The organism is Sorangium sp. So ce381, assembly GCF_051473845.1.
Taxonomy (GTDB): domain Bacteria; phylum Myxococcota_A; class Polyangia; order Polyangiales; family Polyangiaceae; genus Sorangium; species Sorangium atrum.
Window position 1 is genome coordinate 12096481 of sequence record NZ_CP150336.1, and the last position, 25397, is coordinate 12121877.

The following is a 25397-nucleotide window of genomic DNA, read 5'->3' on the forward strand; positions in this document are numbered from 1 at the left end:
CGCGTGCGTCCGGCCCTGGTCTCCCGCGCCTCGCGATCGTGGGCTCCGAGGATCGTGGCGAGATCTCACCGCGTTTGCTGACGTCTGCCGCGAGAGCGATGCGATGTCCCTGACGCCGGCCGAGGACGATGTGCCCGAGCAGGCGGCGGTCTGGCCGGTCTTCGGCGACCTCATGGCCTGTCTCTTCGGCCTCTTCGTGCTCTTTTTCGTCTGGGCGATCTCGTTTCAGGTCGATCTGGCCCGCGATCTCGCCGCCGAGCGCGCCACCCGCGCGACGGAGCGCGCGCGTCTGGAGTCGCTCGAGCGCGCCCTGGCCGGACCGCTCGCCGAGGGACGGATCACCCTGACGGAGGGGCGCATCGGGATCCGCGGCAGCATCCTGTTCGAGCTCAACTCGGCCGAGCTTCAGCCTGCCGGCATCACGCTGCTCCGCGCGCTGGCCGGCCCGCTCAAGGCGTACCTCGATCTTCATGACGAGCTCATCATGGTGAGCGGTTTCACGGACGACCGCCCGCTCACGAGCTCGTCCCGCGGATATGCCGACAACTGGGAGCTGTCGGCGCAGCGAGCGCTCACGGTGACACGGGCGCTCGCCGCGGCGGGTGTCCCCGACACGTCGCTGTTCGCGGCCGGCTTCGGAGAGCGGCACCCGGTGGCGCCCAACGACACGAGCGAGAACCGGGCGAAGAACCGCCGGGTGGAGATCTCGCCGATCCCGCGGCGAGGCGCGCCCTGATGACATCCACGGCGGATTTTTCGCCGACAATGCCCATGCCCTCCCAACCCGGGTTGGCCGCGTCGTCCCAACCCGGGTTGGCCGCGTCGCCCCAACCCGGGTTGGCCACGTCGCCCCAACCCGGGTTGGCCACGTCGCCCCAACCCGGGTTGGCCGCGTCGTCCCAACCTGGGTCGCCCGCGTCCTCCCAACCCGGGTCGCCCCCGGCCGACGCGCGCCTCGCCGCCCTGCGGGCGGCCGGCGCCCACCGCTTCGACCCGGCGGGCTACCGCCTCGTCGAGGCGCTCCTCGAGCGCGCTCGCGCCCTCGACGGCGGCGCCCGCGCGCGCCTCGCTGCCCGCGCCTCCGCGCGGCTCGCGGCGCTCGACGCCGCCTTCCACCGCGCCCGCGCCGATGCCGAGGCCCACCTCCGCGCCCTCGCCGACGCCGGCCTCCCTCACGACGGCGCCCTGGCCGCGGCGCTCGCGCTCGGCGATTTCCCCGCCGTCGTGAGGACCGCGCGCCGCCGCCTGCGCGCGCTCGCCGCCGAGCGGAAGACGACCGCCGTCCCCTCGCTCGCGCGCCTCCGCGGCGAGGTGGCCGCGCGCGACGTGCGCCTCCCCGAGCCGCTCGCGCGCGATCTCGCGGAGCTCCCGTGCGACGGCGACGTCGTCGAGCGCCGGGTGAAGCGGCAAGCCCAGGCCCTCAGCAGCGCGCTGTCCACCGCGCTGTTCCACGAGTCGCTGGTGAGCGCTCGCGCCACGCTCGCCGTCGCGCGCGCGGCCGACAACGTGCCGGAGGACGCCGGCCCCTACAACGCCCAGGTGCTCGCTGCCCGGGCGCTCTGCGCCGCCGAGCGGCTCTCGGAGCACTACCTGCGCGCGCTCGTGGCCAGCCTCCAGGACCTCGGCGCCCTGGCCGCCGCGCTCGAGCCGCAGCCCGAGAAGCCAGCGCGGAAAAAGGCCGCCCCGCGGAACACCAGCAGCGACGCTGCCCCTCGCCGACGGCCAGCCCGGTCCGCCCGAAAAAAAGAATCCCTTTTTCGCGGATCGCGTTAGGTAAGTAGTCCCCATGCTTCGCTCGCCAGGCCGATCGCTCGCTTCCCTCGCGCTCTTCCTGCTCGCAGGCTCCTGCTCGTCCTCGCCCGACAAGGTGCAGAGCGGGCCGCTCACGCCGCCGCTCAAGCAGTGCGGCACCGAGGTGGTCAAGCACGGCGACGGCTACAACGGCGCGGCGCGCGAGTGCATCTGGCAGGCGTACAGGAACCACGACCCGTCCGAGTTCACGACCACGCGGTACACCATCGAAGGCGACCCCGTCACCTACCGCCTCGAGGTCACGCTCACGGGCGTCGTGGTCGTCGTGAACAGCAAGGATCGCTACGCGCTCCGGGGCGTCTTCCGCCACGAGTGCCGCAACCTCGAGCGGATCATGCAGGACGGCACCGAGGACCGGCGGTTCGGCTTCGCGCTGAGCGCGTGCTCCGGCGGCGGCGCCGAGCGGTTCGCGGTCCCGTGACGAGGCCGCCGCGCGCCGGCGGCCCGGTCGGCCCCGGCGGCCCGGCGGCCCGGCGGGAGGCTGCCCCGAAGCCGCGGCAAATCGAGACGTTGGAAACGGAACGGTGACGGGCGCGCAGCGTGAGGCGCGATCGCCGTCCGCGCCGAGCCCGGCGCGGACAGCCGCGGGCGGGCGCGGCCCGAGGCCTGATCTGGTGGACGCGACCGATCCTTGGCGCGTAGGCTCGCTACGAGCAGTCGGAGCGGGCGGCAAGATGAGCAGACGAAGCACCCCGTGTCGCGCGATCGGTCCGATGAAGGCGCCGGAAGGGTGTGCCGGAAGGGTGTGGATGACGCGATGACGGAAGACGCGCGCCCGTCGTCCGGCAGTCCGGCAGAGCGTGCCTGCGAGCAAGCTGGAGGGAAGCGCCGTGCAGCGTCACCTCGTTTTTGAAGTCGCCGGGATCACCCATCCTGGCATGGTCAGAGACACGAACGAGGACAGCTTCGCGATCCTCGAGCACCGTGGGCTGTTCCTCCTGGCCGACGGCATGGGAGGGCGCGCCGCCGGGGAGGTCGCCTCGCGCATGGCGATCGATACGGTGCGTGATTTCTTCGACGATCCGGACTCCACCTGGCCTATCGCCGTCGGCGTGGGGCCGCCCACGACGCGGGGCTCGGAGGCCCGCTACGTCGATCAGGGGCTCCCCCTGCTCGTCGCGGGCATCCAGCTCGCGAACGGCCGCATCTTCTCCGCGGCGCGGCGCGACCGGGAGAAGCGCGGCATGGGCACCACGATCGCGGCCGTGCTGGCGCGCGACGGCTTCATCGCCGTCGCGCACGTGGGCGACAGCCGCGTATACCGCCTCCGCGATCATCGCCTCGAGCAGCTCACGCGGGATCACTCGCTGGTCAACGAGTGCATCCGGCTCGGCCACCTCCTCCCCGAGCAGGCGAGCTCGTTCCCGCTCCAGCACGTGATCACCCGCGCCCTCGGCACCGACGAGGCGGTCGACGTGGAGACGCGGATCGACGCCATCGAGGGAGGGGATGTCCTGCTGCTCTGCTCAGACGGCCTGTCCGGCGTGGTGCCGGCGCAAGATATCGCAAGTATTCTGGCGACCCACGCCGATCCGGCCGAGATCGCGTCGCGGCTCGTCAAGCGTGCCAACGAGAACGGTGGCCCCGATAACGTCACCTGCGTTGTCGTGCGCTGGCGCGCTTCGCCCGGCGGCCCCGCCAGGCGCTGATCCGCGCGCCCGCCCCGCCGCTCCGGCGGTGTGCGGGCGACAGCATTGCGCTCAGCTCGCCGGTTTTTCCATGGAACACAGCGTGCCGGAGAGCGCGCCACCGTGTTAATGGCGGTGGGGAATCCAATGGGCGCGCGAACGAACGGCTCCACACACCCGCAATCCATCGAATCCCCGTCCCGGAGCGGGGCGCTGAGCAAGCCCGGGAAGGGCAGCTCATCGGGCGCGCGGCGCGCCGGGCCGGCGGCGACGGAGCTCGATCCTGCGGAGCACCACCGGCCGGCGCTCAAGCTCCTCGACGCGGCGCGGGAGCCGGATTTCATCGAGGTGCTCGGATCGCGGGAGCACAACCTCCGCATCGATCGGCTGGAGGTGCCCAAGCGGAAGCTCGTTGTGTTCACGGGGGTGAGCGGCTCGGGCAAGTCGAGCCTGGCGTTCGACACGCTCTACGCCGAGGGGCAGCGGCGTTACGTCGAGACGCTGAGCTCTTACGCGCGCCAGTTCCTGGGTCAGCTCGAGCGCCCGCAGGTCGAGCACCTGCGCGGCCTGTCGCCGACCATTGCCATCGAGCAGAAGAGCGCGTCGAGCAACCCGCGCTCCACGGTCGGCACGATCACGGAGGTCTACGATTACCTGCGCGTGCTCTATGCGCGCGCCGGCGAGCAGCATTGCCACCTCTGCGGCAAGCCGGTGAAGGCGCAGAGCTCGGAGCAGATCGTCGACGAGCTCCTCGGGATGCCGGAGGGGACGAAGTTCGTGCTGCTCGCGCCGCTCGTGACGCACCGGAAGGGGGAGTTCAAGGACCTGTTCGAGGAGCTCCGGGGCCGCGGCTTCGTGCGGGTCGAGATCGACGGGGCGCAGCACCGGCTCGACGAGCTGCCGAAGCTCGACAAGAAGCTCAAGCACACCATCGCGCTCGTGGTGGACCGGCTGGTCGTGCGGTCGGACGAGCGCCAGCGCATCACGGAGGGGGTCGAGCTCGCGCTCCAGGAGGGGCGCGGCGAGCTCCGGGTCGAGCTCCAGGCCGACGAGGGGGCGTCCGGGAAGCGGCGTCGCCCCGACGCCCCGCTGCTGTTCAGCGCCGCGCGCTCCTGCTGCAGCCAGAGCTTCCCCGAGCTCTCGCCGCAGAGCTTCTCGTTCAACAGCCCGCTCGGCATGTGCGGCGCCTGCAACGGCCTCGGCACCCGCCTCGAGATCGATCCGGCCCTCGTGATCCCGGATCCTGCGCTGTCGATCCGGGAGGGCGCCATCGCCCCCTGGGCGTCGGCCATGGCGCGCGGGGAGGGCTGGACGTTCCGCATCATCGACGCCGTGGCCAAGGCGTGCTCCGTCGACCTCGACGTGCCCTGGCGCAAGCTCGGGGCGAAGAAGCAGGAGATGGTGCTCCATGGCCTCTCCGGCAAGCGCATCGCGGTGACGTGGGGGAAGGAGGGGACCGAGACGCACGGCACCTGGGGCATGAAGTTCGAGGGCGTGATCCCCAGCCTGATGCGCCGGTTCCAGCAGTCGTCGTCCGAGTCGGCGCGGGAGGCTTACCGCAAGTTCATGAGCGAGCGCCCGTGCGACGCCTGCGGCTCCCGGCGGATGCGCCCCGAGTCGCTCGCGGTGCGCGTCGCCGGCAAGGGGATCGCCGACGTCACCTCGATGACGGTGAGGGACGCCTACGAGCACTTCGCCCGGCTGGAGCTGCCGGGCAACCGGCAGAAGATCACGGAGGGGGTGCGCCGCGAGATCACGAGCCGGCTCAGCTTTCTCCTGAACGTGGGGCTCGACTACCTGACGCTCGACCGCTCCGGGCCGACGTTGAGCGGCGGCGAGGCGCAGCGCATCCGGCTGGCGAGCCAGCTCGGCAGCGAGCTCTCCGGGGTGATGTACGTGCTCGACGAGCCGAGCATCGGCCTGCACCAGCGGGACAACCAGCGCCTCATCGAGACGCTGCGGCGCCTCAGAGATCTGGGCAACACGGTGCTCGTGGTGGAGCACGACGAGGAGACGATCCGGGCTGCCGACTACGTGGTGGATTTCGGCCCGGGGGCGGGTCACCTCGGCGGCCGGGTGATGGCCGCGGGGACGCCCGAGGAGATCGCGCGTGACCCCGAGAGCGTGACCGGGGCGTACCTGGCGGGGCGCGCGCGCATCGAGGTGCCCGAGGCGCGGCGCGCGCCGCGCGGGTGGCTGGAGATCCTCGGCGCGGCCGAGCACAACCTGAGGAGCATCGACGTCCGTTTCCCGCTCGGGGTGCTGCTCGCGGTGACCGGGGTGAGCGGCGCGGGCAAGAGCTCGCTGGTGAACGGCATCCTTTTGCCGGCGCTGGGCCGGGCGCTTCACCACAGCACCGAGCCGGTCGGCGCGCACCGCGCGATCCAGGGGCTCGAGGCGCTCGACAAGGTCATCGCGATCGACCAGAAGCCGATCGGCCGCACGCCGCGCTCGAACCCGGGGACGTACACGAAGGCGTTCGACCAGATCCGCGAGATCTTCGCCGAGCTGCCGGAGTCGCGCGCGCGCGGCTATGGCCCGGGGCGGTTCAGCTTCAACGTGAAGGGCGGGCGCTGCGAGGCGTGCAGCGGCGACGGCATGGTGAAGGTGGAGATGCACTTCCTCGCCGACGTCTATGTCCCGTGCGAGGTGTGCGCCGGCAAGCGGTACAGCGCGCAGACGCTGGCGGTGCGGTACAAGGGCAAGAGCATCGCGGATATCCTCGACACCAGCATCGAGGATTGCCTGCGTCTCTTCGAGCACCACGTCGCGCTGCGCCGCGTCCTGGAGACGCTGGTCGAGGTCGGCCTCGGGTACATGAAGATCGGCCAGAGCGCGCCGACGATGAGCGGCGGCGAGGCGCAGCGCGTGAAGCTGAGCCGGGAGCTCGGCAAGAGCCAGACGGGGCGAACGCTCTACGTCCTCGACGAGCCAACGACGGGCCTGCATTTCGAGGATATCCGCAAGCTGCTCGGCGTGCTCCACCGGCTGGTCGAAGCGGGGAACACGGTGGTGGTCATCGAGCACAGCCTCGACGTCATCAAGTGTGCGGACTGGGTGATCGATCTCGGCCCCGAGGGCGGCGCCGGAGGAGGCCGGGTCATCGCCGAGGGGACGCCGGAGCATGTCGCGAAGGTGAAGGGCTCGTATACAGGGCAGTTCCTTAGCCCCCTTCTCCCGCGTTAACCAAGCCTCGCGCCGCGTTCTCCTACATTCGAACGTGGTCGTAAACGTGGTCGTGGTCGTAAACGTGGTCGTGGTCGTGGTCGTCAACGGTAGACCGTGAACGACCACGACCACGACCACGACCACGTCTGAAGATCCCGCACATCTTTTTTTGATCCGTTTCGGACCCGCCAAGCGTCTGAAATGTCATGGGAAATCCCGATGTGCCGGAAGCGACGCCGTCGCTCGTGCGCGAGTTCGAGACGGTGCAGCTGGGCGACGCGCGCCTGCATCAGCGGGTCCGGGCGGTGGTGGCACGGCTGAGCGTCGCGCCGGGCGAGAGCTTCCCGGACTCGCTGAAGACAGAAGCAGAGCTGGAGGGCTTCTACCGGCTCCTTGGCAACAAGCGCGTGTCGTATGGTGCGCTGGTGCAAGCCCACAGCGAGCAGACCCTCGAGCGGATGGCCGGTCACGACACGGTTCGCGCGGTGCATGACACCACCGCGGTCGCTTTCGACGGCGACGGCGCACGCAAAGGGCTCGGCCCGCTCAACGGCAAGCACACCCAGGGCTTTTTGGCGCACGCGACGCTCGCCGTGGCCACCGACGCGATCAACCAGCCGCTCGGACTGCTGGGGCTGGCCTGCTGGGCCCGCAAAGCCTCCGCCCTGTCCAAGAGCCCACGCAAGAAGAACAGGACGGGCAGCGACTATGCGCGCGTGACCGACAAGGAATCGACGCGCTGGCTGCGGCAGGTGGAGGCGGCCGAGCAGGCCGTGGGCGACCGCACGTCGCTGCTGCACATCATGGATCGCGAGGCCGACGCCTACCCGCTTCTGTGCGCCATGGTCGAGCAGGGCCACCGCTTCGTCGTGCGCATGGCGCGGGATCGGAACGTGTTGGAGTTGGCCGAGGACGAGGAGGAATCGCTCGACGACAGCGCACCGCTTCGGCTGAGCGAGGCGCTGGTCGAGCTGCCGATCCGGCTTAGCCGCGAGGTCGTGCTCACCCAACGCCGCACCGGCCCTGTACCTGCGAGCAAGCGTGCGCACCCCGAGCGCTCGGAGCGGAGGGCCACGCTGGGCGTCGGCGCCCGGCGCGTGGCGCTGCGCCGTCCGTACTACCTGCCCGAGCTGGCCGAAGAGCTCGCAGTCAACATCGTGTGTGTGCAGGAGATCGACACGCCAGCGGGCGAAGAGCCGGTCGCGTGGGTGCTGGCGACCAACGAGCCCGTCGACACGCCCGACCAGATCGCTGCGATCGTCGACCATTACCGGGCACGGTGGCTCATCGAGGAGTTCTTCAAGGCGCTCAAGACCGGCTGCGCCCTCGAGACGCGCCAGCTCGAGAGCTTCCGGAGCCTGACGAACGCGCTGGCGCTGTTCGCCCCGATCGCGTGGCAGATGCTGCTGCTGCGCTCTCTGTCGCGCCTTGAGCCCAACGCGCCCGCGGAACGAGCCCTGAACCCCACGCAGCTGAAGCTGCTGCACCAGCACCAGCCCAAGAAGCTGCCGGCGCAGGGGGCGACGGTAGTCGATGCGCTCTACGCCGTTGCCGGTCTCGGTGGACACCTCAAGCGCAACGGTCCCCCCGGTTGGCTGACGCTCGCGCGCGGAATGCAGACCTTGCTCATGCTGGAGATGGGCTGGAACGCCGCCGTCGCCAACACAGCGAAAACTAAGGGGGAAATGTGATCAATCCTCAGACGACCACGTTTACGTTTACGTTTACGTTCACGACCACGTTCACGTTGGTGACCGATGGTGGGGTAGAGGGCGCGGGCTTCGTGCGCTGAGTGCAACTGAACGAGCTTGGTTAACGCCTATGCCCTGTGCAGGCGCTGGCCGCTCGACGATGGATCATCTGGGGCAGAGTGGGGCAGAGAACGTCTGCGACGGCTCACTCCGACAGGCCTGAGACAGGCGCACTTGTGATTTGCGTCGCCTGCCGACCATCCATTCCGGATAAGCGCGATATTCATTGGTGGCGCCCATAACGGATTTATTCGATCGGCTTGCGCCGCGGCACAAAAGCGCGTAGCCGGGATCGATGGACACCATCGTGTCCAGGAGTGCGCGAGCACCCGACCAGCACCTTCAGCAAGAAGACATCATGATATCTCGCGCCAGCGGGGCTGTCGTACAGGCCCCTGCGCTCGAGATCCGTTGACGGGAGGGCCCATGCAGATCTCGAAGCATGCTCTATTTCTCGGCGTAGGACTTTGGGTGGGCGCCGCCTCGGCGGCGGCGTGCTCCGCCAGCGGCTCGTCGGCGGGCGCCCCTCGGCCCGGGACCACCTCCAGCGCCGGCGCCGGCTCGGGCGGCGACGACGTCGGGTCGATGAGCTCCGGCGGTTTCGGCGACGACATCGGCGCCGGCACCGGGGGCGACGCCGTCGGCCCCGAGCTGGCCGGCGACCCGAAGACGTGCGCGGAGGCCGCCGCGAGCAAGTCCTATATCGGCTGTGACTTCTGGCCCACGGTCACCGCGAACATCGTCTGGTCGATCTTCGACTATGCGGTCGTCGTCGCGAACGCCGGCGACGAGATCGCCGAGGTCGAGGTGACGCGCGCCGGCGCCGCCGTGGCGCGCGCCGAGGTCAAGCCCAACAGCCTGAGCAAGATCTACCTCCCCTGGGTGCGCGAGCTGAAGGGGCCCGACGCCACCCATTGCACCGGGGGCGACTCGATCACGAGCTCCGTCCGCGTCGACGGCGGCGCTTACCACCTCGTCTCGACCAGGCCGGTCACCGTCTATCAATTCAACGCGCTCGAGTACAAGGGGGAGGGCGGCCCGTCCGGGAAGGACTGGTCCTCCTGCCCCGGCAACGAGGCGTGCGCGGCCAACGACGGGGAACCCTTCGGCTGCTTCTCCTTCACCAACGACGCGTCGCTGCTCCTGCCGAGCACCGCGATGACAGGCAACTACCGCGTCACCGGCCAGCGCGGCTGGGCGGAGGCGGACTTCGGCGGCTACATCGTCATCAGCGGGATCCAGGACGGCACCAGCGTCACCGTGAACGTCGCCCAGGGCGGCTCGGTGGTCGCGGGCGACGGCATCCCCCGGACGACCGGCGGCGGCAGCTTCACCGTCCAGCTCGACGCGGGGGACGTCGTCGAGGTCCTCGGGCACCCGAGGAGCGACCTCAGCGGCAGCCTCGTCACAGCGACCCGCCCTGTCCAGGTGCTGACGGGCATACCGTGCGTGCAGGCGCCCGTCGGCCACCAGGCCTGCGACCACATCGAAGAGTCGGTATTCCCCGCCGAGACGCTGGGCAAGCGGTACTTCGTCACGGTCCCGACGTCGCCCGGCGGCCACGTCATCGGCCACCTCGTGCGCCTCTACGGCAACGTCGATGGCACGGCGCTCACGTATCCGTCCGGCAGGCCGGACGGCGCGCCGACCACCATCGACGCTGGTCAGGTCGTCGATCTCGACGTGGTGAGGCGGGATTTCGAGGTCGTGGGAGACCACGAGTTCGCGGTCAGCACGTTCATGCTGGGCGCCGAGATCGTCGACGCTGACACCGAGTCTCGCCAGAAGGGAGATCCGTCGCAGAGCCACCCCACCGCGGTCGAGCAATACCGCTCCAAGTACGTCTTCCTCGCGCCGAGCGACTACGATGAGAGCTACGTCGACATCATCCAGCCGCTCGACGCGAGGATCACGCTCGACGACGCCCCCGTCGACGTCGCGCCGACCCCGATCGGCAACGGCTCCGGCTTCGGCGTCGCGCGCGTCCGGCTCGGCCCCGGCAACGGCGGCGCGCACGTGCTGACCGCCTCGGCCCCTGTCGGCATCCAGGTGCTCGGCTACGGCGCCTACACGAGCTACCAGTACCCTGGCGGGCTCAACCTCGTCGTCATCGCGCCTCCGCCGCCCCCGCCTCGCTGACCGCGCGCGCGGTGATCGTCGTCGGGCGTCGCGCTGGTTGTCTTTCCCGGTCTCCTGAACTAGCACCCTCGCATGACGGACGAGCCGCGCTCCTCGGCACGTCGCGCCCGCCGCGCCGCGCTCTTCGTCGTCCTGGCCAGCCTCGCCTTCGCCGCGAGCGGCCCGCTCGCCCGCTATGCGCGCCCGGTCCACCCGCTCGCCATCGCCTTCGGCCGGGTCGCCCTCGCCGCGATCGCGCTCTCCCTGGTCGACCTGCGCGCCATCGCCCGCTCGGCCGCCGGCCTCTCGCCGCGCCAGCGCGCCGCCGTCCTCTGCGCCGGCCTCCTGCTCGCCGTCCACTTCGCGCTCTTCCTCTGGGGGCTCGACCGCACGTCCCTCGCCGCGGCCCTCTCGCTCGTCTCGCTCGAGCCGCTCGCCGTCGTGCTCTGCGCGTGGGCGTTCTTCGGCGTCCGCCCCACGCGCTCCGAGCAGGCGGGCGTGCTCCTCGCCACCGTCGGCGCGCTCGTCGTCGGGCGCTCGGCCGGCGCCGGCGATCACCGGCTCTCGGGCGACCTCCTGGTCGTCGGCGCCACCCTCCTCTACGGCCTCTACGTCTCCTTCGCCCGCGCGCTCCGGGACGCGCTGCCAGCGCGGAGCTACGCCGCCCTCGTCTACGGCAGCGCCGCGGTCTTCCTCGCCGTGGCGCTCCCGTTCGCGCCCGGCGCGCTCGAGGGCGTCGCCCCGCCGCCGGCCCACGCCGCCGTCGCCATCGTCGCCCTCGCGCTCGTCCCCACCGTCGTCGGCCACACCGCGGTCCAGATCGCGGCGCGCCGCATGTCCCCGTCCATCGTCGCGCTCGTGTCCCCCGGCGAGACGCTGGGCGGGATCGTCATCGGCGCCCTGTGGCTCCACGCCACCCCCACCGCCCTCGAGATCGCGGGCGCCGCGATCATCCTCCTCGGCGCCACCGTCGCGATCCTCGGGTCGAGCTCGTCCGCGGCCACGAGCGCGAGCTGACGCGCGCCCCCTCCGGCGCGCCGCGGCCCCCGGCTGGCGCGCGATGCCCGGCGCGGCGTGAAGGCGTGACAGCGTGTGTCCGTGCAGCGGTCGCGCCGAGCGCTCACCGGCTCTGCCGGGACGGAGCTTGCCCCGCGCGCGCCGCTCCGGTCGGACTCCGCGCCACGAACACAGGGATTTTCGCGGGAGAGCCGCCCGCGCGCGCTTGACGGTCGATGATTCGAAAGAACGCTTCGCCCATGTATGGTGGGCTGTTTCGAAACATCCTGTTTCCGTTCTACGAGACCCGTTTGAGGGGCAGGGAGACCCTGAAAGACCTGGAGCAGATAGAGCGCTCCCAGTGGCGATCGGAAGACGAGATTCGCGATCTCAGCTTCCGGCGGATGCTCGCCGCCCTCCAGTTCGCCGAGCAGCACGTCCCGTTCTATCGGGCTCGCTTCGCCGAGCACGGCGTGCGCGCCGCCTCGGTGAAGGCGCCGGAGGACCTCCTGCGGTTCCCCGTCCTCACGAGGGCCGACCTCCGCGCCCACGGGCAGGACCTCCTCGCCGAGGGCTTCGTCGGCCGGCTCTACTCGAGCGGCACGGGCGGGTCCACGGGGGAGCCGGTGCAGTTCCGCTTCGACCACCGCACGTACGAGCGCCGCATCGCGGCCGCCATGCGGTCCGACGGGTGGGCGGGCGCCCGGCTCGGCGACCGGGAGCTCCACCTGTGGAGCGCCGTGCTGGTCAGCGAGACGCTCGCCAAGAAGGCCAAGCGCTCCCTTCACGAGGCCATCCTCCGCAAGAAGATGGTCTCCGCCTTCGACCTGTCCGACCGGCGCCTCGCCGCCTTGCTCGACGAGATCGCGCGGTACCGGCCGCAGCTCATCGTCGGCTACGCGAGCGCGCTGTACCACGCGGCGCGCTACGCGCTCTCGGACGGCCGCGCGCTCCCCGCGCCGCGCGGCATCGTCACCAGCGCAGAGCGGCTGTTCGCGCACCAGCGCGAGGCCATCGAGCGCGCGTTCGGCGCGCCGGTGTTCGATCGGTACGGCTGCCGGGAGCTCATGCTGATCGCCGCCGAGTGCGGGCGGCACGCCGGCAAGCACATCAACATGGAGAACGTGTTCGTCGAGCTGATCCGCGACGGGCGGCACGCCCTCCCCGGCGAGGCTGGCGAGGTCGTCGTGACCGACCTCGTCTGCCGCTCGATGCCGCTCATCCGCTACAAGAACCAGGACGTCGCGATCGCCGCCGGCGCGCCGTGCGCGTGCGGCCGCGGGCTGCCGATGCTCGCCTCGGTCGAGGGCCGCGTCCTCGACCTGCTCGTCGGCCCCGACGGCGAGCTGCTCGCCGGGGAGTTCTTCCCGCACCTCATCAAGGACCAGCCGACGATCGCCCGCTACCAGGTCTACCAGGACCGGCGGCGCGCGCTCACGGTCAAGCTCGTGCCTGGCAAGGGCTTCCAGCCCGAGACAGCGAGGCTCATCGAGCGCGTCGTCCGGCAGCACCTGGGCGAGCGCGCGGAGGTCCGCGTCCAGATCGTCGACGACATCCCCCTCACGAGCGGCGGCAAGCACCGGGTCACCCTCTCCGAGGTCCCCGTCCAGCTGGGCCGGGGGCGCGCAGCGTGAGCGTCGCCGGGGTCGGGCGCGGGCCTGCCGCGCCGCGCCGCGCCGCGCGGTGCCCCCGGCGACGCTGGGTCGACCGGGGCCTCGAGCGGCGCCGGCGCCGGCCGCGGCCACGCCCCACGCCAAGCGCGGCGCTCACGGTCACAGCGCGCTTTCTACAGATCTGCTGGAGCGCCCGGCGGCTGGCGCGCCGCGGCCTGCTCACCCGTCACGGTGCTCGGCGCGCGGCGTCCCCCGAAGCGCTGGCGGAGCCGCGCGGTCCGGGGTATTGGGCAGAGCAGTACGATGTCCGACGTGCAGAGACCGCTTCCGCCGAAGAAGGACGTCGCGCTGGCTCTCCTCGAGCGAGAGCCGAGCGTGTTCATCCACCTCGATCCGCGCCGGCCCGGTGTCTCCGTCCCCAAGTGGTTCACGGGACAGCCGCAGCTGATCCTCCAGGTCGGCATGAACATGGCGATCGCCATCCCCGACCTCAAGGTGGACGACGACGGGATCAGCTGCACCCTGTCGTTCAACCGCGCGCCCTTCTGGTGCCGCTTGCCGTGGCACGCGATCTGGGCGCTCGTGAGCGAGGACCAGCGCGGCATGGTGTGGCCCGAGGACATCCCGGCCGATCTCGCCGCGCAGAAGCAGCAGCGCCCCGCCGTCGCCCCGCCGCAGAAGCCCGCCAAGCGGCCGCGCCCCCGGCTCGCCGCCGTCGCGCCCCCCAGCAGCGACGACGAGCGGAGCGACGAGGCGGCGGACGAGGCGCGGGCGCGCGACAGGGCGCGCCCCCAGCTCGAGCCCGTGGAGGCCGGCGAGCGCCTCGGCGCGGGCGAGGCCCCGGCGCGGGACGCGGGCGCGGCCGTGAGGCCGCTCGCGCCGGTGCCGGCGCTCGCGCCGGTGCGGTCCACCGAGGAGCGCGAAGACGACGAATCGGGGGGCTCTGGTGAGCCCGAGCCCAAGCCTCGCCAGGGAGCGGGCAAGCCGAAGCGGGAACTGCCCCCTTATTTGCGGGTCATCAAGTAACGCTACTGACGCTACTGCTTGACGGTGCGGCTCGGCCATTCCAACTCTGGCCGGCCATGCCTCGACCGTTGCAGCGCGTCCTCACTGCGCTCCTGCTCCTCGGCGTCGTCGTCGCCCTCGAGTTCGGCTTCGAGACCCTGTTGCCGGACGCCGCCTGGCGGCAGCTCGCCCTGTTCGCGATGGTCAACGTCATCGCGGCGCTCTCGCTCAACGTCATCAACGGCATGGCCGGCCAGTTCTCGATCGGCCACGCCGGCTTCGTCGGGATCGGCGCGTACACCGGGGCGGTCGTCGCCGGCAACCTGCACCAGCACCTCGGCGGCGGCGAGCCGCTCTTCGGCAACTCATTCGTCGTGATGCCCGCGGCGCTGCTCGCGTCCGGGCTCGTCGCGGCCCTCTTCGGCCTCGTGGTCGGCCTGCCGAGCCTCCGGCTGCGCGGCGACTACCTCGCCATCGTGACCCTGGGGTTCGCCGAGATCTTCCGCCTGACGATCGCGACGGCGACGACCGGCGGCCCCGACCAGGGGGCGCTCGGCAAGCTCCTCGGGGCGCTCGGCGGCCCGATCGGCTACGCCGGGCCCGACGACACCGGCGTGCCGCAGTACGCCGGCCCGTTCTGGATCTTCGGCGCCGTCGTGATCGCGACGATCCTCGCCTGGCGGCTGAAGTTCTCCGGCTGGGGCCGCGCGCTGCGCGCGCTCCGCGAGGACGAGATCGCCTCGGCCGCGGTGGGCGTCGATCCGACGCGCTACAAGGTCACGTCGTTCGTCATCTCCGCCGCCGGCGGCGGCATCGCCGGCGCCCTGCTCTCCTCGATGCGCGACGGCAACCCCACGGTCCAGCCGGACCAGTTCACGTTCAACTACTCGTTCGACGCCATCACGATGGTGATCCTCGGCGGCTCGGGCAGCGTCTCCGGGGCGATCCTCGGCGGCGTGTTCGTGACCTTCACGGTGAAGCTCATCGAGCAGCTGCAGGGCCTCGACAGCGTCCTCGCGCTGAAGGCGGCCTACCCCGCGCTCGATCTGAACGCCCTCAGGATGGTGCTCTACGCGGGCATCCTCATCGGGCTGATGGTCCTCCGCCCCGAGGGCCTGTTCGGCGAGCGCGAGCTCTTCGGCCGGCGCTGGTCGCGCAGGAAGCGCTTCCCGGTGGGCCCGGCCGAGCCCGTCCCCGCCACCACCGGCGTGGAGGTGGCCGTCGGGCACGAGGGCGCGCTGCCCAGCCCGGGCGCGCCGCCGGACGAGCCGCCGCCCGGCATCACCGTCGGCCGCGAGGGCGCGCCGACCGGGAGGGATCTCGAGTGAACCTCGATCTGAAGCACGTGACCAAGCGGTTCGGCGGCCTGCGGGCCGTCGGCGGCGTCTCCTTCACCGTGCCCGAGCGCTCGATCTTCGGGCTCATCGGCCCGAACGGCGCGGGCAAGACGACGGTGTTCAACCTGATCACCGGCGTCTACAAGCACGACGAGGGCGCGATCCGCTTCGGCGGGACCGACCTCGCGCCGCTCCGGCCGAGCCAGATCGCGCGCCTCGGCATCGCCCGCACGTTCCAGAACATCCGCCTCTTCGGCCAGCTCACGGTGCTCGAGAACGTGCTCGTCGCCTGCGAGAACCTGCGGAGATCCACGCTCGCCTCCGCCCTGCTGCGCTCGCCGTTCTTCTACAAGGACGAGCAGGAGATGACCGAGCGCGCCCTCTCGCTGCTCTCGGTGTTCAAGCTGGAGGAGATGGCCGACGAGATCTCGACGTCGCTCTCGTACGGCAACCAGCGCCGCCTCGAGATCGCCCGGGCGATGATGCTCAAGCCGAGGCTGCTCCTGCTCGACGAGCCGGCGGCGGGCATGAACTACGGCGAGGCCGAGGGGCTCAAGCAGCAGATCCGCTGGCTGCGCGACACCTTCGACATCACGGTCGTGCTGGTCGAGCACAACATGCAGGTCGTGATGGGCGTGTGCGAGGAGATCCACGTCCTCGATCACGGCGAGACCATCTCGCACGGCACCCCGGAGGTCGTGCGCAGGGACCCGAAGGTCCTCGCCGCGTACCTCGGCGAGGAGATCGACGACGAGGCGGCCGGCGCGGCGGCGGAGGAGCCCGCATGAAGACATCGCATCCGACGCGGCAGCCCCCCTCGGTGGCCCCCGGCGACCCCCTGCTCGTCGTCGAGGATCTCGCGGTCAGCTACGGCGGCATCAAGGCGCTCAAGGGCGTCAGCCTCGAGGTGCGGCGCGGCGAGATCGTGGCGATGATCGGCGCGAACGGCGCCGGCAAGACGACCACGCTGAAGACGATCGTCCGCCTCCTCCCGATCGCCTCCGGCCGCGTCCGCTACGACGGCAAGGACCTCGCGTCCGTCTCGACGGAGGAGCTCGTCGCGGCCGGCGTCTCGCTCGTCCCGGAGGGGCGCGCGATCTTCTCGAACCTCAGCGTCCGCGAGAACCTCGAGCTCGGCGCGTGGTGCCACAAGCACGGCCCCACCATGGCGGAGACCGTCGACGACGTGGTGAAGCTCTTCCCCCGGCTGGGCGAGCGCATGCACCAGCACGGCGGCACGCTCTCCGGCGGCGAGCAGCAGATGCTCGCGATCGGCCGCGCCATGATGGCGCGCCCCGCCATGCTGCTCCTCGACGAGCCCTCGCTCGGCATCGCGCCGCGGCTCGTCGCAGACATCTTCGAGTCGATCGCCAAGATCGCGGCGTCGGGAACTACCGTACTCCTCGTCGAGCAGAATACCCGACTGGCGCTCAAGTACTCGATGCGCGCCTACGTGCTCCGTACTGGGCAGATCGCCATGAGCGGCGAGTCGAAGGACCTCGCGGCGAACGAAGAGATCCGCGCGGCCTACCTCGGCGGCTGATCCCGCCGCTCCCGCGTCGACGCGTGTCGGCGCGCCGCGATTCCCCGGACGGGTCGCAGATCATCGCGGATCACGGCGGATCGCAGGGGATCGCAGCGGATCACAGCCGATCACAAAAGAGACAGGCGGAAAGCGCTGGTGTTTCAAGCGCGTATCAACGCATCGCGTGATGCGCTGAGGCGCGATTGATATCGCTCTTTGCCGAATATGGAGTATGGTCACTGTGAGCCAGGCCATGAAGACCTGGTTTTCACAGCGGCGGTCAGCGCCGGCCGCTGACGGGGGATACCCATGGAGATTGAGAGCACGACCCGCGTTCTGGTGATCGATGACGACGCCAGCAACTCCCAGCCGCTCGTCCACTTCCTCTCATCCCGGGACTACACGGTGGAGACGTGCTGCGGGCTCGGCCATGCGCGTGACGTGCTTGCCCGCTGGCGTCCTCATGTGATGGTGCTCGTGCCGCGGGAGGAGGCGGAGCTCCACAGCGAGATGGAGCAGCTCCGCCGCATGTCGCCGCGCGTGCCCGTCGTGGTGCTCACGCCCGCGGCCGGCCCCGAGCTGATCCTGGACATGGAGGCGTTTGCGCCCACGGTGCCCGCGTGCCCGTCGCGCGGCCTCGCGTACATCGAGTCTGCGGTGGCCGACGCCTCGGCCATGGGCTGAGCGCGGCCAGTCGCGGGCCGGGGCCCGCGCTCGCCGCGGGCCTGGTCCCACCCGCGGCAGGCGCCCATCGCGACGGCTCGCCTCAGGCGGACGGCTCGATGCCGTCCGGCAGCCCGTCGAAGAACTCCTCCACCACGGACGCGACCCAGGCCCGCACCGGCCCGGTCGCGCACATGCTCCTCACGACGGGCCAGAGCGCATCCGCGAGCGCGCCGACGTCGAGCTCGGGCGCGATCCCGAGGCGCCCGAGCGCCTCGCCGAGCGGCTCGCCCGCGTGCGCCGCCACGAACGCCGCGATCGCCTCGCTGGTCCGCGCCCGGACGGGCCGATCGCGGAGCAGCTGCGCGGCGATGTCGGCGCCGAGCTCCTCGGCGATCGCCGAGCTCTTCGCGTCGAGCTGACCGACGAGCGCGCAGATCTCCTGCTCCAGCACCCACGTGGCGACCTGCTTGCGCAGGCCGACGAACTCGGGCGTGTCGCCCTTGGCGACGAGGAGGTCGTGCACCTGGCGCATCGCCGTGCGCGAGAAGCCCTGCAGAAACCGGCGGATCTCCGGCTCGAGCCGCCGCTCGAACTCGCCCCGCATCGCGCCCATGGTCTTGCCGACCCCGCCGAGGCCGAAGGGGGCGACCCGCTTGAGGAGCGCCGGCAGGCCCCACTCGGCGAAGAACGGGTTCACCTTCTCGGAGAACTCCATCAGCGTGTCGTACAGGACGTCGCGCATCACCGCGTCGAGCGCCGCGCTCTCCAGCACCTCGCGCACGAGCCGCTCCGGCACGATCTTCGGCTGCTCGAGGATGCGATCGAGCTTGTCGCGGGCCCCCTCCGGCAGGAGCTCCTTCCCGCGCCGCCGCTCGGCGCGCGCCGCCTCGACGAGCGCCGCGAGCGCCGCGGCGGCCGCGGGCCGGACCGCCCGCCGGAGCGGCTCCTCCGCCGCAAGGGCCTCGAGCGCGCGCCCGATCGCCCCCGCGTCCACGAGCTCGCCCAGCGGCGTCGCGAGCAGCGCGGCGAAGCCGGCAGGCAGCCGCTCCCGGAAGTCGCGCGCGGCGGCCTCGGAGACGAGCCGCGCCTCGAGGAACGCGATCTGACGAGCCTTCAGTTCATTAAGTAGCGCCCGATCCATCGGGGAACCGATAGCCCCGAGCCCCCGCTGGTGCCAGGCGCAGATGACCCCGGGCCCCTGCCGACGCGGCGCGCGGCGCGCGGCCCCTGCCCGGGCCTTGAAATCGCGCAGTACTGTGAATCTGCCCAGCGGGTGAGCCCCCTACTCATCGAACGTGGATTCGGAGGAGCCTTACCAGAAACACCTTACTTGGAGCTCCAGTGTCCGGGGACGCCCTGAGTCGGCGCGCCGCTCGCGCACGTGCGTTCGCGAGGCAGACCTGCGGGCAGCGCCGCGCGCCCGGGCGAAGCGGGATTGTCGGTGATTGTCATTTTCCGCGGGGAGCGACTCGGGCCGAAGTCAACTTTGCGCACCTCGCGACAGTGAGTTGCAACGAATTACAAGTGCCTGACAACTTCGGATCCGGCGGATGGTACGCGTTCGTTGTCTGCCGGCGCCTGCAGGGGTGGAGATCGGCGCTCTCGCCCGTTCCCACGGCTGCACGGCAACCCGCCGGCGGTAGGTGCTCGCGATGCTCTCCCTGCTGCTCTGTGTCCTGTACTTCGGCGTGCTGCTCGGTCTCAGCGCCTACGGCCTGCACCGGCTGCACCTCGTGGTCCTCTGTCGCCTGAACCGCGCGAAGATCACCCGCGCGCAGGAGGTCGCGGCCCTGACCGATCGCGACCTCCCGCCGGTGACGATCCAGCTCCCGCTCTTCAACGAGTCGACGGTCGCTGCGCGGCTGCTCGATGCCGTCGCGAAGATGGACTACCCGCGCGACAAGCTGGAGATCCAGGTGCTCGACGACTCGACGGACGAGACGCAGGGCCTCGTCCGCGCGCACGTCGAGCGGCTGCGCGCGCAGGGCCTCGACGCGGTGTACCTGCACCGCGTGGATCGCGTCGGCTACAAGGCGGGGGCGCTCGACGCGGGGCTCAAGGTCGCGAAGGGCGAGCTGGTCGCGATCTTCGACGCCGACTTCATCCCGCAGCCGGACTTCGTCCGGTCCATCGTCGGCCACTTCGAGGACCCGACGGTCGGCATGGTGCAGACGCGGTGGGGCCACCTGAACCGCGACGTCTCGATCCTCACGCAGGTGCAGGCGCTCATGCTCGACGGCCACCACCTCGTCGAGAACCGCGCGCGCTTCGGCGCCGGCCTCCTGTTCAACTTCTCCGGCACCGGAGGGATGTGGCGCAAGGACGCCATCCGCGAGGCCGGCGGCTGGCAGCACGACACGCTGACCGAGGACCTCGACCTGTCGTACAGGGCGCAGCTCGCGGGCTACCGCTTCATCTACCGCGAGGACGTCGTCTCGCCGGCGGAGCTCCCCGAGGACATCTCGGCGCTGCGCGCGCAGCAGTACCGCTGGGCCAAGGGCACGGTGCAGACGTCGCGCAAGCTGATGGCGACCGTGCTGAGCGCGAAGCTCTCGGTCGGGCAGCGGATCGAGGCGTTCTTCCACCTCACGCCGCACTTCGCCTACCCGCTGCTGGTGCTGCTGAGCGTCCTCCTGCTGCCGGCGCTCGTCCTGTTCCCCGCGGCCGACACGCTGACGATGGTCGCCATCGATCTGCCGCTCTGCACGGCGACGACGGGGTCGCTCGCGGCGTTCTACATGCTGGCCGAGACGGCGCAGGGCCGCTCGCGCTGGGGCGCGGTCAGGCGCCTGCCGATGCTCATCGCGCTCGGGACGGGGCTCGCGCCGTACCTGTCGAAGGCCGTGATCGAGGGGCTCCGCAGCATGTCCGGCGAGTTCGTCCGGACGCCGAAGCAGGGCGACAACAAGGGCCGGTACAAGGTGCGCACGGACCTGCCCATCACCGAGGCGATGCTCGCGGTGCTGTCGTGCGGCGCGGTGGTCGCGTCCGTGGAGACGGGGCACTACTTCGCCACGCCGTTCGCGGTGCTCTTCGCCCTCGGCTACCTCTACGTGGCGGTCCTGGTCGTCCAGGAGCAGATCGTGCGCCGCCGCGACGCGACCTCGAGCGCGCCGGTCGTCGGCTGGAGCGACGCGCGGCCGAGCGAGGCGGCCGTCGTGGGCGCCTGGTCCCGGCAGTCGACGAAGGAACGCCACCTCGGCGATCTTGCCGTCTGAGCGGATCGTCGCCGCCGAGCCCAGCCAGCGCCCGCGGTCGCGCCGGTGGGCTTGCCGGATCCCTGGCCACCGGCTCGAGGGTGCGAGGTGTGGGGCGCTGCTCGTGTCGTCGCGGGTCCGCTCCGAGCGCCGCGCTGCCCGGGGGCTCCACGAAGCGTGCCTGGTGTACATCGGGCGAAGCCTGCGTAACCCCCTAGACCTCACCGACGCAGGCTGGCATTCTGCCCTCCAGGCCGGTCGGGGGACCGCACGCGGCTTCCTGAACGGTCTTCAGGGGTTGCGGCGCGTCCCCCCTTCTGCAAGGGCGATGGGGGTGTCATGACGAAAGCCGAAATCGTTCAGGCGGTCTACTCCCGCCTTGGGGGGTTCTCGAAGAAGGAATCTGCCGATCTGGTGGACCTCGTGTTTGAGACCATGAAGGAAACCCTGGGGCGCGGGGAGAAGATCAAGATCTCTGGATTCGGCAACTTCGTGCTGCGCGACAAGCGCCAGCGGCAGGGCCGCAACCCGCAGACCGGCGACCCCATCCTCATCACGGAGCGCCGGGTCCTGAACTTCAAGGCGAGCCAGATCCTGAAGCAGGCCCTCAACCCGCGTGAGACGGCCTCGGCGGCCGAGGAGTAGACCGCTTGGCGGTGCGCGCGCAGCTTCCGGCGAAGCTGTACTACCGGATCGGCGAGGTGGCCGGCATCGTGGGGGTCGAGCCGCACGTGCTCCGGTACTGGGAGACGGAGTTCCGCTCCATCCGCCCGCAGAAGTCGGCGAAGGGGCAGCGGGTCTACAGCCGGCGCGACGTCGAGACGCTCCTCAAGGTCAAGGAGCTGCTCTACTCGCACCGCTTCACGATCGCGGGCGCGCGGCGCAAGCTGCGCGAGGGCGGCATCGAGCCGCCGGCGCCGGACGCGGGCGCGAGCCACGAGGAGGTGCAGCGGATGCGCACGGCCCTCGTCGAGATCCGGACCGAGGTGCTCGCGCTGATGGATGAGCTCGAGCGCGTCTGAGCTCCACGGCGTGGCGCCGGGCCTCGGGTTGCGCCTTGCGTTGCCGGCCGGGGCGAGCGACGCGCCGAAGGAGGCGCTGCCCGCGATCGACGTCTCCGCGATCCCGGGGGCGAAGGTGACGCTCCTGCGGGGCGTCGAGGCGGACGGGCTCTCGCTGCGCGCGGTGTGCGTGACGGCCCCGTCGCGGCAATGGGTGACCGGCCTGGAGGAGCTCGTGCTCGATCGGGCCTCGGGGCTCGTGCGGGGGGGCCTCGGGGTGGCGATCGAGCGGTGGGAAGCCGGGCCGATCCACGCGCAGTCGCAGCGGTTCGAGCAGGCGTTCGAGGGGGCCGGGAGGGCTGGAGCGCGCGCGGTGGTGATCCGCGGGCAGCACGTGCTCGGCTTCGCCGGGAGCGAGCACGACGCGGCGCTCTGCAGCCTGGCCTGCCTGGAGCCTGCGCAGGGGACGGGCGCCCGGTGCGGCGCGCTGCTCGGGGCGACCGCGTTCGAGGGCACGTTCGTGGCGCCACCGGAGCCGGGGCTGGTCGTGCGGATGATCTTCCTCGCCGCGGAGCAACCCCTCGCCACGACCGCGGCGCTCGGAGTGCTCGCGGCGGCGGGGGTGACCGTCCTGCTGGCGCGGCGGCCGCGGCCGCGGCCCTAGGACGGGCCCTAGGACGGGGAAGAGGGGCTCGTGGAGAACCGCCCGGCCCTCGGAGAGGGTGCTCGTCGCGCGGCGCACGGAGGGCCGAACTCGCCTGGGACGCTTTGTCTCCGGCGCGCTGCGCACGCCGGAGACAAAGCGTCAAATGGGCTCAGACAACGGCCCTCCGTGCGCCGCGCGACGAGCACCCTCTCCGAGGGCCTGACGGTATTCGAGATGTTTGAAGAGAGAGGCGTCGCCGGGTTGATCACTCGGCCGGGCAGGGGGAGCGATCAGAACGGGATGTCGTCGTCGTTGCCGCCGCCGTAACCGCCGCCGCCGAAATCGTCGGGCGGAGGACCGGGATCCTGAGCAGCCGGCGCGGGGCGACCACCGCCGCCGCGGTTGTAGCCGCCACCCGCCGGGCGGCCTCCGCCACCACCGCCACCGTAACCACCGCCGCCGCCGCCGCCGCCGCTGTAGCCACCGCCACCGCCACCGCCGCTGTAGCCACCGCCGGGATCCGCGCCGAACGCGCCTGCGTCATCGCCGGCAGCGCCGCGACCGCGGGCCCCGCCCGTCAGCAGGACGTTGTTCGCGATCACCTCGGTCTTGTAGCGCTTGTTGCCATCCCGGTCGTCGTAGCTCGACGTGCGGAGCGAGCCCTCGATGAAGATCGAGGAACCCTTGCTGAGGATCTTGCCCAAGGCCTCGGCGCGCTTGCCCCAGATCACGACATTGTGCCAGTCCGTCCGTTCTTTCCGGACCTTGTCGCGGTCCAGGTACGACTCGGTCGTCGCGAGCCGCAGGTTCAAGACGGCCTGACCCCCCTGGGTGAACCGGAGCTCTGGGTCGGCGCCCAGGTTGCCGAGCAGCATTACGCGATTCAAGCCTTCGGCCATCGTCACTCCTTCCCTAGGAGGGGCTCAGCGCACGCTGCGCTGAACGAACGTCGCCTGCTTCACTCCCCCATGGGGGCCGACGCGTCAAGGGTCGTGGCGCGCCGAAAAGCACGCGGCGCGCCCGCGCGGCGGGACCGGCGTGGGCCTCGGCACGGGCGGCGCGGCGTCGCTCGATCGCCGTCCGACCGCCGTACGACCGCCGTCCAATTTCGCCCGGTTCCGCGCAATGCCGCGTGATTCCGCTCACCCGCCCGCTCCGGCTTGCGCCAGGAGGTCGGACAGGAAGAGCCGGGCGATCGTGAAGTAGAGGAGGATCCCCAGGACGTCCACGAGGCTCGCGATGAACGGCGTGGAGCTGGTCGCCGGATCGAGGCCGATGCGCCGGAGCAGGAGGGGCAGCATGGCGCCGACGGTGCAGCCCATGAGGACGATCGCCATCAGCGTCGCGCCGATCGTCAGGACAAAGCCGGTGCCGTCGCCCCAGAGCCAGACGCGGAGCATGCCGATGGCGGAGAGGATGAGGCCGAGCACGACCGCCTGGCCGAGCTCGCGGACGAGGACGCTCGCCCAGTCGCCGACGCGCAGATCGCCGACGGCGAGGCCGCGGATGATGAGCGACGACGACTGCGAGCCGGAGTTGCCGCCCGTGGAGATGAGCAGCGGCACGTAATAGGCGAGCGTCGCGACGGCCTCGAGGTCGTGCTCGAAACGCCGGAGCACCTCGCCGGTCATGAACTCGCCGACGAACAGCACGGCGAGCCACGGGGCCCGCTTCTGGATGAACGTCCAGAAGCTCGTCTTGAAGTAGCTGTCCTCGATGGGGCCGACCGCGCCGAGCCGCTGCATGTCCTCGGACTGCTCCTCCGTGAGGACGTCCATCACGTCGTCGACGGTGATGACGCCCAGCAGCTTGCGATCCGCGGAGAGCACGGGCAGCGCGTTGAAATCGTACTTGGCCATGGTCCGCGCGACCTCTTCCTGATCGGTCTCGGGGCTGACGGCGAAGACGTTCTCGGTCATCACGTCCGCGAGCTTCTCGGACGGCGAGGCGAGCAGCAGATCGCGCAGCGACACGACGCCGATGAGGTGCCCGCGATCGGAGACGATGTACACGTAGTAGATGGTCTCGGCGTCCTCGCCGACGGCGCGGATGCGCTCGATCACGTCGGCGACCTTGAGGTGGATGCCCACCGACACGTAGTCGGTGGTCATGAGGCCGCCGGCGCTGTCCTCGGGCCACTTGGCGAGCTCCTCGACCTCGGCCGCGGCCTCGGGGTCGACCTTCTCCAGCGTGGAGAGCAGCGTGCCGCTGACCTGGTCCGGGAGGGCCTCGATGAGGTCCGTGCGGTCGTCGGCCGCCATCTCGGAGACGATCGGCGCGATGCTCTCGATGCCCATCTGCTCGACGAGCGCTTCCTGGGTCTCGCCGTCGAGGCGCTCGAAGATCGGCGCGGCCTCCTCGGCCTTGAGCGCCATCAGGACCTTCGCCGCTTCGGCGTCGTCCAGCAGGCCGATGAGGTCGGCGAGGTCCTCGTCGTGGATCTCGTCCAGCAGGTCGGACAGCTGCGCCGGATCCTCGGTGAGCAGCTGCCGTACCTCCGGGACCATGGCGAGGGCGACGCGCAACATGCCCGGGCACTGACCACAACTCGGCCCTGCTGGGAAGCGGCAAACCCCACCGGCGCCGGGCCCGCGAGCAACCCACCCCCGCATCGACCGAGGTTGCGTTGCGGCGCCTCGGCCGACCGAGGTTGAGCCTCCCGCGACCGCCGGTCGCGAGCGATGGAGGCCGGTCTCCCGGGACCGTGAACGGGTGATTTGTACTACAGTGATAAGTGAACTTTCTCTATTGGCCGACCCGGGCCGAGGACCAGGTCGGGAGCCAGGTCGACCCAGGTTGAGGAGCGGGTCGCCTACTGCGTTGGCTGTCGCGCAATCAGGTTGACGTCGCGGCGGCCCGCGGGGCATGGAGGGTACGGCGCTGCGGCAGCGGCATCTCGTTTGCTATGGCACCCCTTCGCGGGGTCGAGCGGGG

Annotated in this window: 21 protein-coding genes; 18 read left to right on the top strand and 3 right to left on the bottom strand. The window is 71.1% G+C overall.

Features of this window, described 5'->3' with window-relative positions:
* Positions 1 to 103: 103 nt before the first annotated feature.
* The 14 genes from WMF29_RS45330 to WMF29_RS45395 all read left to right on the top strand — a co-directional run bounded on the left by WMF29_RS45330 (position 104) and on the right by WMF29_RS45395 (position 17637).
* A complete protein-coding gene (locus WMF29_RS45330) occupies positions 104 to 736 on the top strand; it encodes an OmpA family protein (protein WP_437326259.1) in 633 nt (210 codons plus the stop codon).
* Positions 737 to 885: 149 nt separating this feature from the next.
* A complete protein-coding gene (locus WMF29_RS45335) occupies positions 886 to 1773 on the top strand; it encodes a DUF2894 domain-containing protein (RefSeq protein WP_437326260.1) in 888 nt (295 codons plus the stop codon).
* A 13-nt stretch (positions 1774 to 1786) separates the two neighbouring features.
* Entirely contained in the window at positions 1787 to 2233 is a 447-nt protein-coding gene (locus tag WMF29_RS45340) for a hypothetical protein (RefSeq protein ID WP_272096295.1), read from the top strand.
* A gap of 457 nt (positions 2234 to 2690) precedes the next feature.
* The gene (locus WMF29_RS45345) at positions 2691 to 3461 is read left to right on the top strand and encodes a PP2C family protein-serine/threonine phosphatase (RefSeq protein WP_437326261.1); all 771 of its coding nucleotides are present in this window, start codon (positions 2691 to 2693) and stop codon (positions 3459 to 3461) included.
* Between the two features lie 126 nt (positions 3462 to 3587).
* A complete protein-coding gene (gene uvrA, locus WMF29_RS45350) occupies positions 3588 to 6626 on the top strand; it encodes an excinuclease ABC subunit UvrA (protein WP_437326262.1) in 3039 nt (1012 codons plus the stop codon).
* A 188-nt stretch (positions 6627 to 6814) separates the two neighbouring features.
* On the top strand, positions 6815 to 8299 hold the full coding sequence (locus WMF29_RS45355; RefSeq protein ID WP_437325635.1) for an IS4 family transposase: 1485 nt from the start codon (positions 6815 to 6817) through the stop codon (positions 8297 to 8299).
* 486 nt (positions 8300 to 8785) lie between these two features.
* Positions 8786 to 10498 carry an IgGFc-binding protein gene (locus WMF29_RS45360; RefSeq protein WP_437326263.1) on the top strand — a complete coding sequence of 571 codons (1713 nt, stop codon included), beginning with the start codon at positions 8786 to 8788 and terminating at the stop codon, positions 10496 to 10498.
* 72 nt (positions 10499 to 10570) lie between these two features.
* Complete coding sequence (locus tag WMF29_RS45365; RefSeq protein ID WP_437326264.1) at positions 10571 to 11494, top strand: DMT family transporter; 924 nt, start codon at positions 10571 to 10573, stop codon at positions 11492 to 11494.
* A 290-nt stretch (positions 11495 to 11784) separates the two neighbouring features.
* Positions 11785 to 13107 (top strand): phenylacetate--CoA ligase family protein, encoded by a 1323-nt coding sequence (locus WMF29_RS45370; protein ID WP_437326265.1) that lies wholly within the window; start codon positions 11785 to 11787, stop codon positions 13105 to 13107.
* 282 nt (positions 13108 to 13389) lie between these two features.
* Positions 13390 to 14112, top strand: coding sequence for a ClpXP protease specificity-enhancing factor SspB (locus WMF29_RS45375; RefSeq protein ID WP_437326266.1), 723 nt, complete (start codon positions 13390 to 13392; stop codon positions 14110 to 14112).
* Between the two features lie 56 nt (positions 14113 to 14168).
* Positions 14169 to 15419 (top strand): branched-chain amino acid ABC transporter permease, encoded by a 1251-nt coding sequence (locus WMF29_RS45380; RefSeq protein ID WP_437326267.1) that lies wholly within the window; start codon positions 14169 to 14171, stop codon positions 15417 to 15419.
* On the top strand, positions 15416 to 16216 hold the full coding sequence (locus WMF29_RS45385; protein WP_272096308.1) for an ABC transporter ATP-binding protein: 801 nt from the start codon (positions 15416 to 15418) through the stop codon (positions 16214 to 16216). The genes WMF29_RS45380 and WMF29_RS45385 overlap by 4 nt, the downstream gene beginning before the upstream one ends.
* Entirely contained in the window at positions 16213 to 16971 is a 759-nt protein-coding gene (locus tag WMF29_RS45390) for an ABC transporter ATP-binding protein (RefSeq protein ID WP_272096309.1), read from the top strand. The genes WMF29_RS45385 and WMF29_RS45390 overlap by 4 nt, the downstream gene beginning before the upstream one ends.
* 291 nt (positions 16972 to 17262) lie before the next feature.
* On the top strand, positions 17263 to 17637 hold the full coding sequence (locus tag WMF29_RS45395) for a response regulator (RefSeq protein WP_272096310.1): 375 nt from the start codon (positions 17263 to 17265) through the stop codon (positions 17635 to 17637).
* A gap of 82 nt (positions 17638 to 17719) precedes the next feature.
* Here WMF29_RS45395 and WMF29_RS45400 read toward each other — a convergent pair whose 3' ends face one another.
* On the bottom strand, positions 17720 to 18760 hold the full coding sequence (locus tag WMF29_RS45400; RefSeq protein WP_437326268.1) for a hypothetical protein: 1041 nt from the start codon (positions 18758 to 18760) through the stop codon (positions 17720 to 17722).
* Positions 18761 to 19271: 511 nt separating this feature from the next.
* On the opposite strand from WMF29_RS45400, the gene WMF29_RS45405 reads away from it, so the two are divergent.
* From WMF29_RS45405 to WMF29_RS45420, 4 genes are all read left to right on the top strand, one after another.
* A complete protein-coding gene (locus WMF29_RS45405) occupies positions 19272 to 20837 on the top strand; it encodes a glycosyltransferase family 2 protein (protein WP_437326269.1) in 1566 nt (521 codons plus the stop codon).
* Positions 20838 to 21155: 318 nt separating this feature from the next.
* Positions 21156 to 21461: an integration host factor subunit alpha gene (locus WMF29_RS45410; protein WP_012241218.1), complete on the top strand. Its 306-nt coding sequence runs from the start codon at positions 21156 to 21158 to the stop codon at positions 21459 to 21461.
* A gap of 11 nt (positions 21462 to 21472) precedes the next feature.
* On the top strand, positions 21473 to 21838 hold the full coding sequence (locus WMF29_RS45415; RefSeq protein ID WP_272097930.1) for a MerR family transcriptional regulator: 366 nt from the start codon (positions 21473 to 21475) through the stop codon (positions 21836 to 21838).
* On the top strand, positions 21819 to 22481 hold the full coding sequence (locus tag WMF29_RS45420; RefSeq protein WP_437326270.1) for a hypothetical protein: 663 nt from the start codon (positions 21819 to 21821) through the stop codon (positions 22479 to 22481). The genes WMF29_RS45415 and WMF29_RS45420 overlap by 20 nt, the downstream gene beginning before the upstream one ends.
* Positions 22482 to 22753: 272 nt before the next feature.
* On the opposite strand, the gene WMF29_RS45425 is transcribed toward WMF29_RS45420, so the two are convergent.
* Together WMF29_RS45425 and mgtE are read right to left on the bottom strand one after the other, a co-directional pair.
* Positions 22754 to 23362, bottom strand: a complete 609-nt coding sequence (locus WMF29_RS45425; protein WP_437326271.1) for a single-stranded DNA-binding protein — start codon at positions 23360 to 23362, stop codon at positions 22754 to 22756.
* 243 nt (positions 23363 to 23605) lie between these two features.
* Positions 23606 to 24991, bottom strand: coding sequence for a magnesium transporter (gene mgtE / locus WMF29_RS45430; protein WP_437326272.1), 1386 nt, complete (start codon positions 24989 to 24991; stop codon positions 23606 to 23608).
* Between the last annotated feature and the right edge of the window lie 406 nt (positions 24992 to 25397).

Coding starts and splice junctions, on each gene's coding strand:
- WMF29_RS45360 (WP_437326263.1), top strand. CDS start 8,786: ATGCAGATCTCGAAGCATGCTCTATTTCTCGGCGTAGGACTTTGGGTG.
- WMF29_RS45390 (WP_272096309.1), top strand. CDS start 16,213: ATGAAGACATCGCATCCGACGCGGCAGCCCCCCTCGGTGGCCCCCGGC.
- WMF29_RS45420 (WP_437326270.1), top strand. CDS start 21,819: ATGAGCTCGAGCGCGTCTGAGCTCCACGGCGTGGCGCCGGGCCTCGGG.
- WMF29_RS45330 (WP_437326259.1), top strand. CDS start 104: ATGTCCCTGACGCCGGCCGAGGACGATGTGCCCGAGCAGGCGGCGGTC.
- WMF29_RS45405 (WP_437326269.1), top strand. CDS start 19,272: ATGCTCTCCCTGCTGCTCTGTGTCCTGTACTTCGGCGTGCTGCTCGGT.
- WMF29_RS45340 (WP_272096295.1), top strand. CDS start 1,787: ATGCTTCGCTCGCCAGGCCGATCGCTCGCTTCCCTCGCGCTCTTCCTG.
- WMF29_RS45345 (WP_437326261.1), top strand. CDS start 2,691: ATGGTCAGAGACACGAACGAGGACAGCTTCGCGATCCTCGAGCACCGT.
- WMF29_RS45380 (WP_437326267.1), top strand. CDS start 14,169: ATGCCTCGACCGTTGCAGCGCGTCCTCACTGCGCTCCTGCTCCTCGGC.
- uvrA (WP_437326262.1), top strand. CDS start 3,588: ATGGGCGCGCGAACGAACGGCTCCACACACCCGCAATCCATCGAATCC.
- mgtE (WP_437326272.1), bottom strand. CDS start 24,991: ATGTTGCGCGTCGCCCTCGCCATGGTCCCGGAGGTACGGCAGCTGCTC.
- WMF29_RS45395 (WP_272096310.1), top strand. CDS start 17,263: ATGGAGATTGAGAGCACGACCCGCGTTCTGGTGATCGATGACGACGCC.
- WMF29_RS45365 (WP_437326264.1), top strand. CDS start 10,571: ATGACGGACGAGCCGCGCTCCTCGGCACGTCGCGCCCGCCGCGCCGCG.
- WMF29_RS45375 (WP_437326266.1), top strand. CDS start 13,390: ATGTCCGACGTGCAGAGACCGCTTCCGCCGAAGAAGGACGTCGCGCTG.
- WMF29_RS45425 (WP_437326271.1), bottom strand. CDS start 23,362: ATGGCCGAAGGCTTGAATCGCGTAATGCTGCTCGGCAACCTGGGCGCC.
- WMF29_RS45400 (WP_437326268.1), bottom strand. CDS start 18,760: ATGGATCGGGCGCTACTTAATGAACTGAAGGCTCGTCAGATCGCGTTC.
- WMF29_RS45355 (WP_437325635.1), top strand. CDS start 6,815: ATGGGAAATCCCGATGTGCCGGAAGCGACGCCGTCGCTCGTGCGCGAG.
- WMF29_RS45410 (WP_012241218.1), top strand. CDS start 21,156: ATGACGAAAGCCGAAATCGTTCAGGCGGTCTACTCCCGCCTTGGGGGG.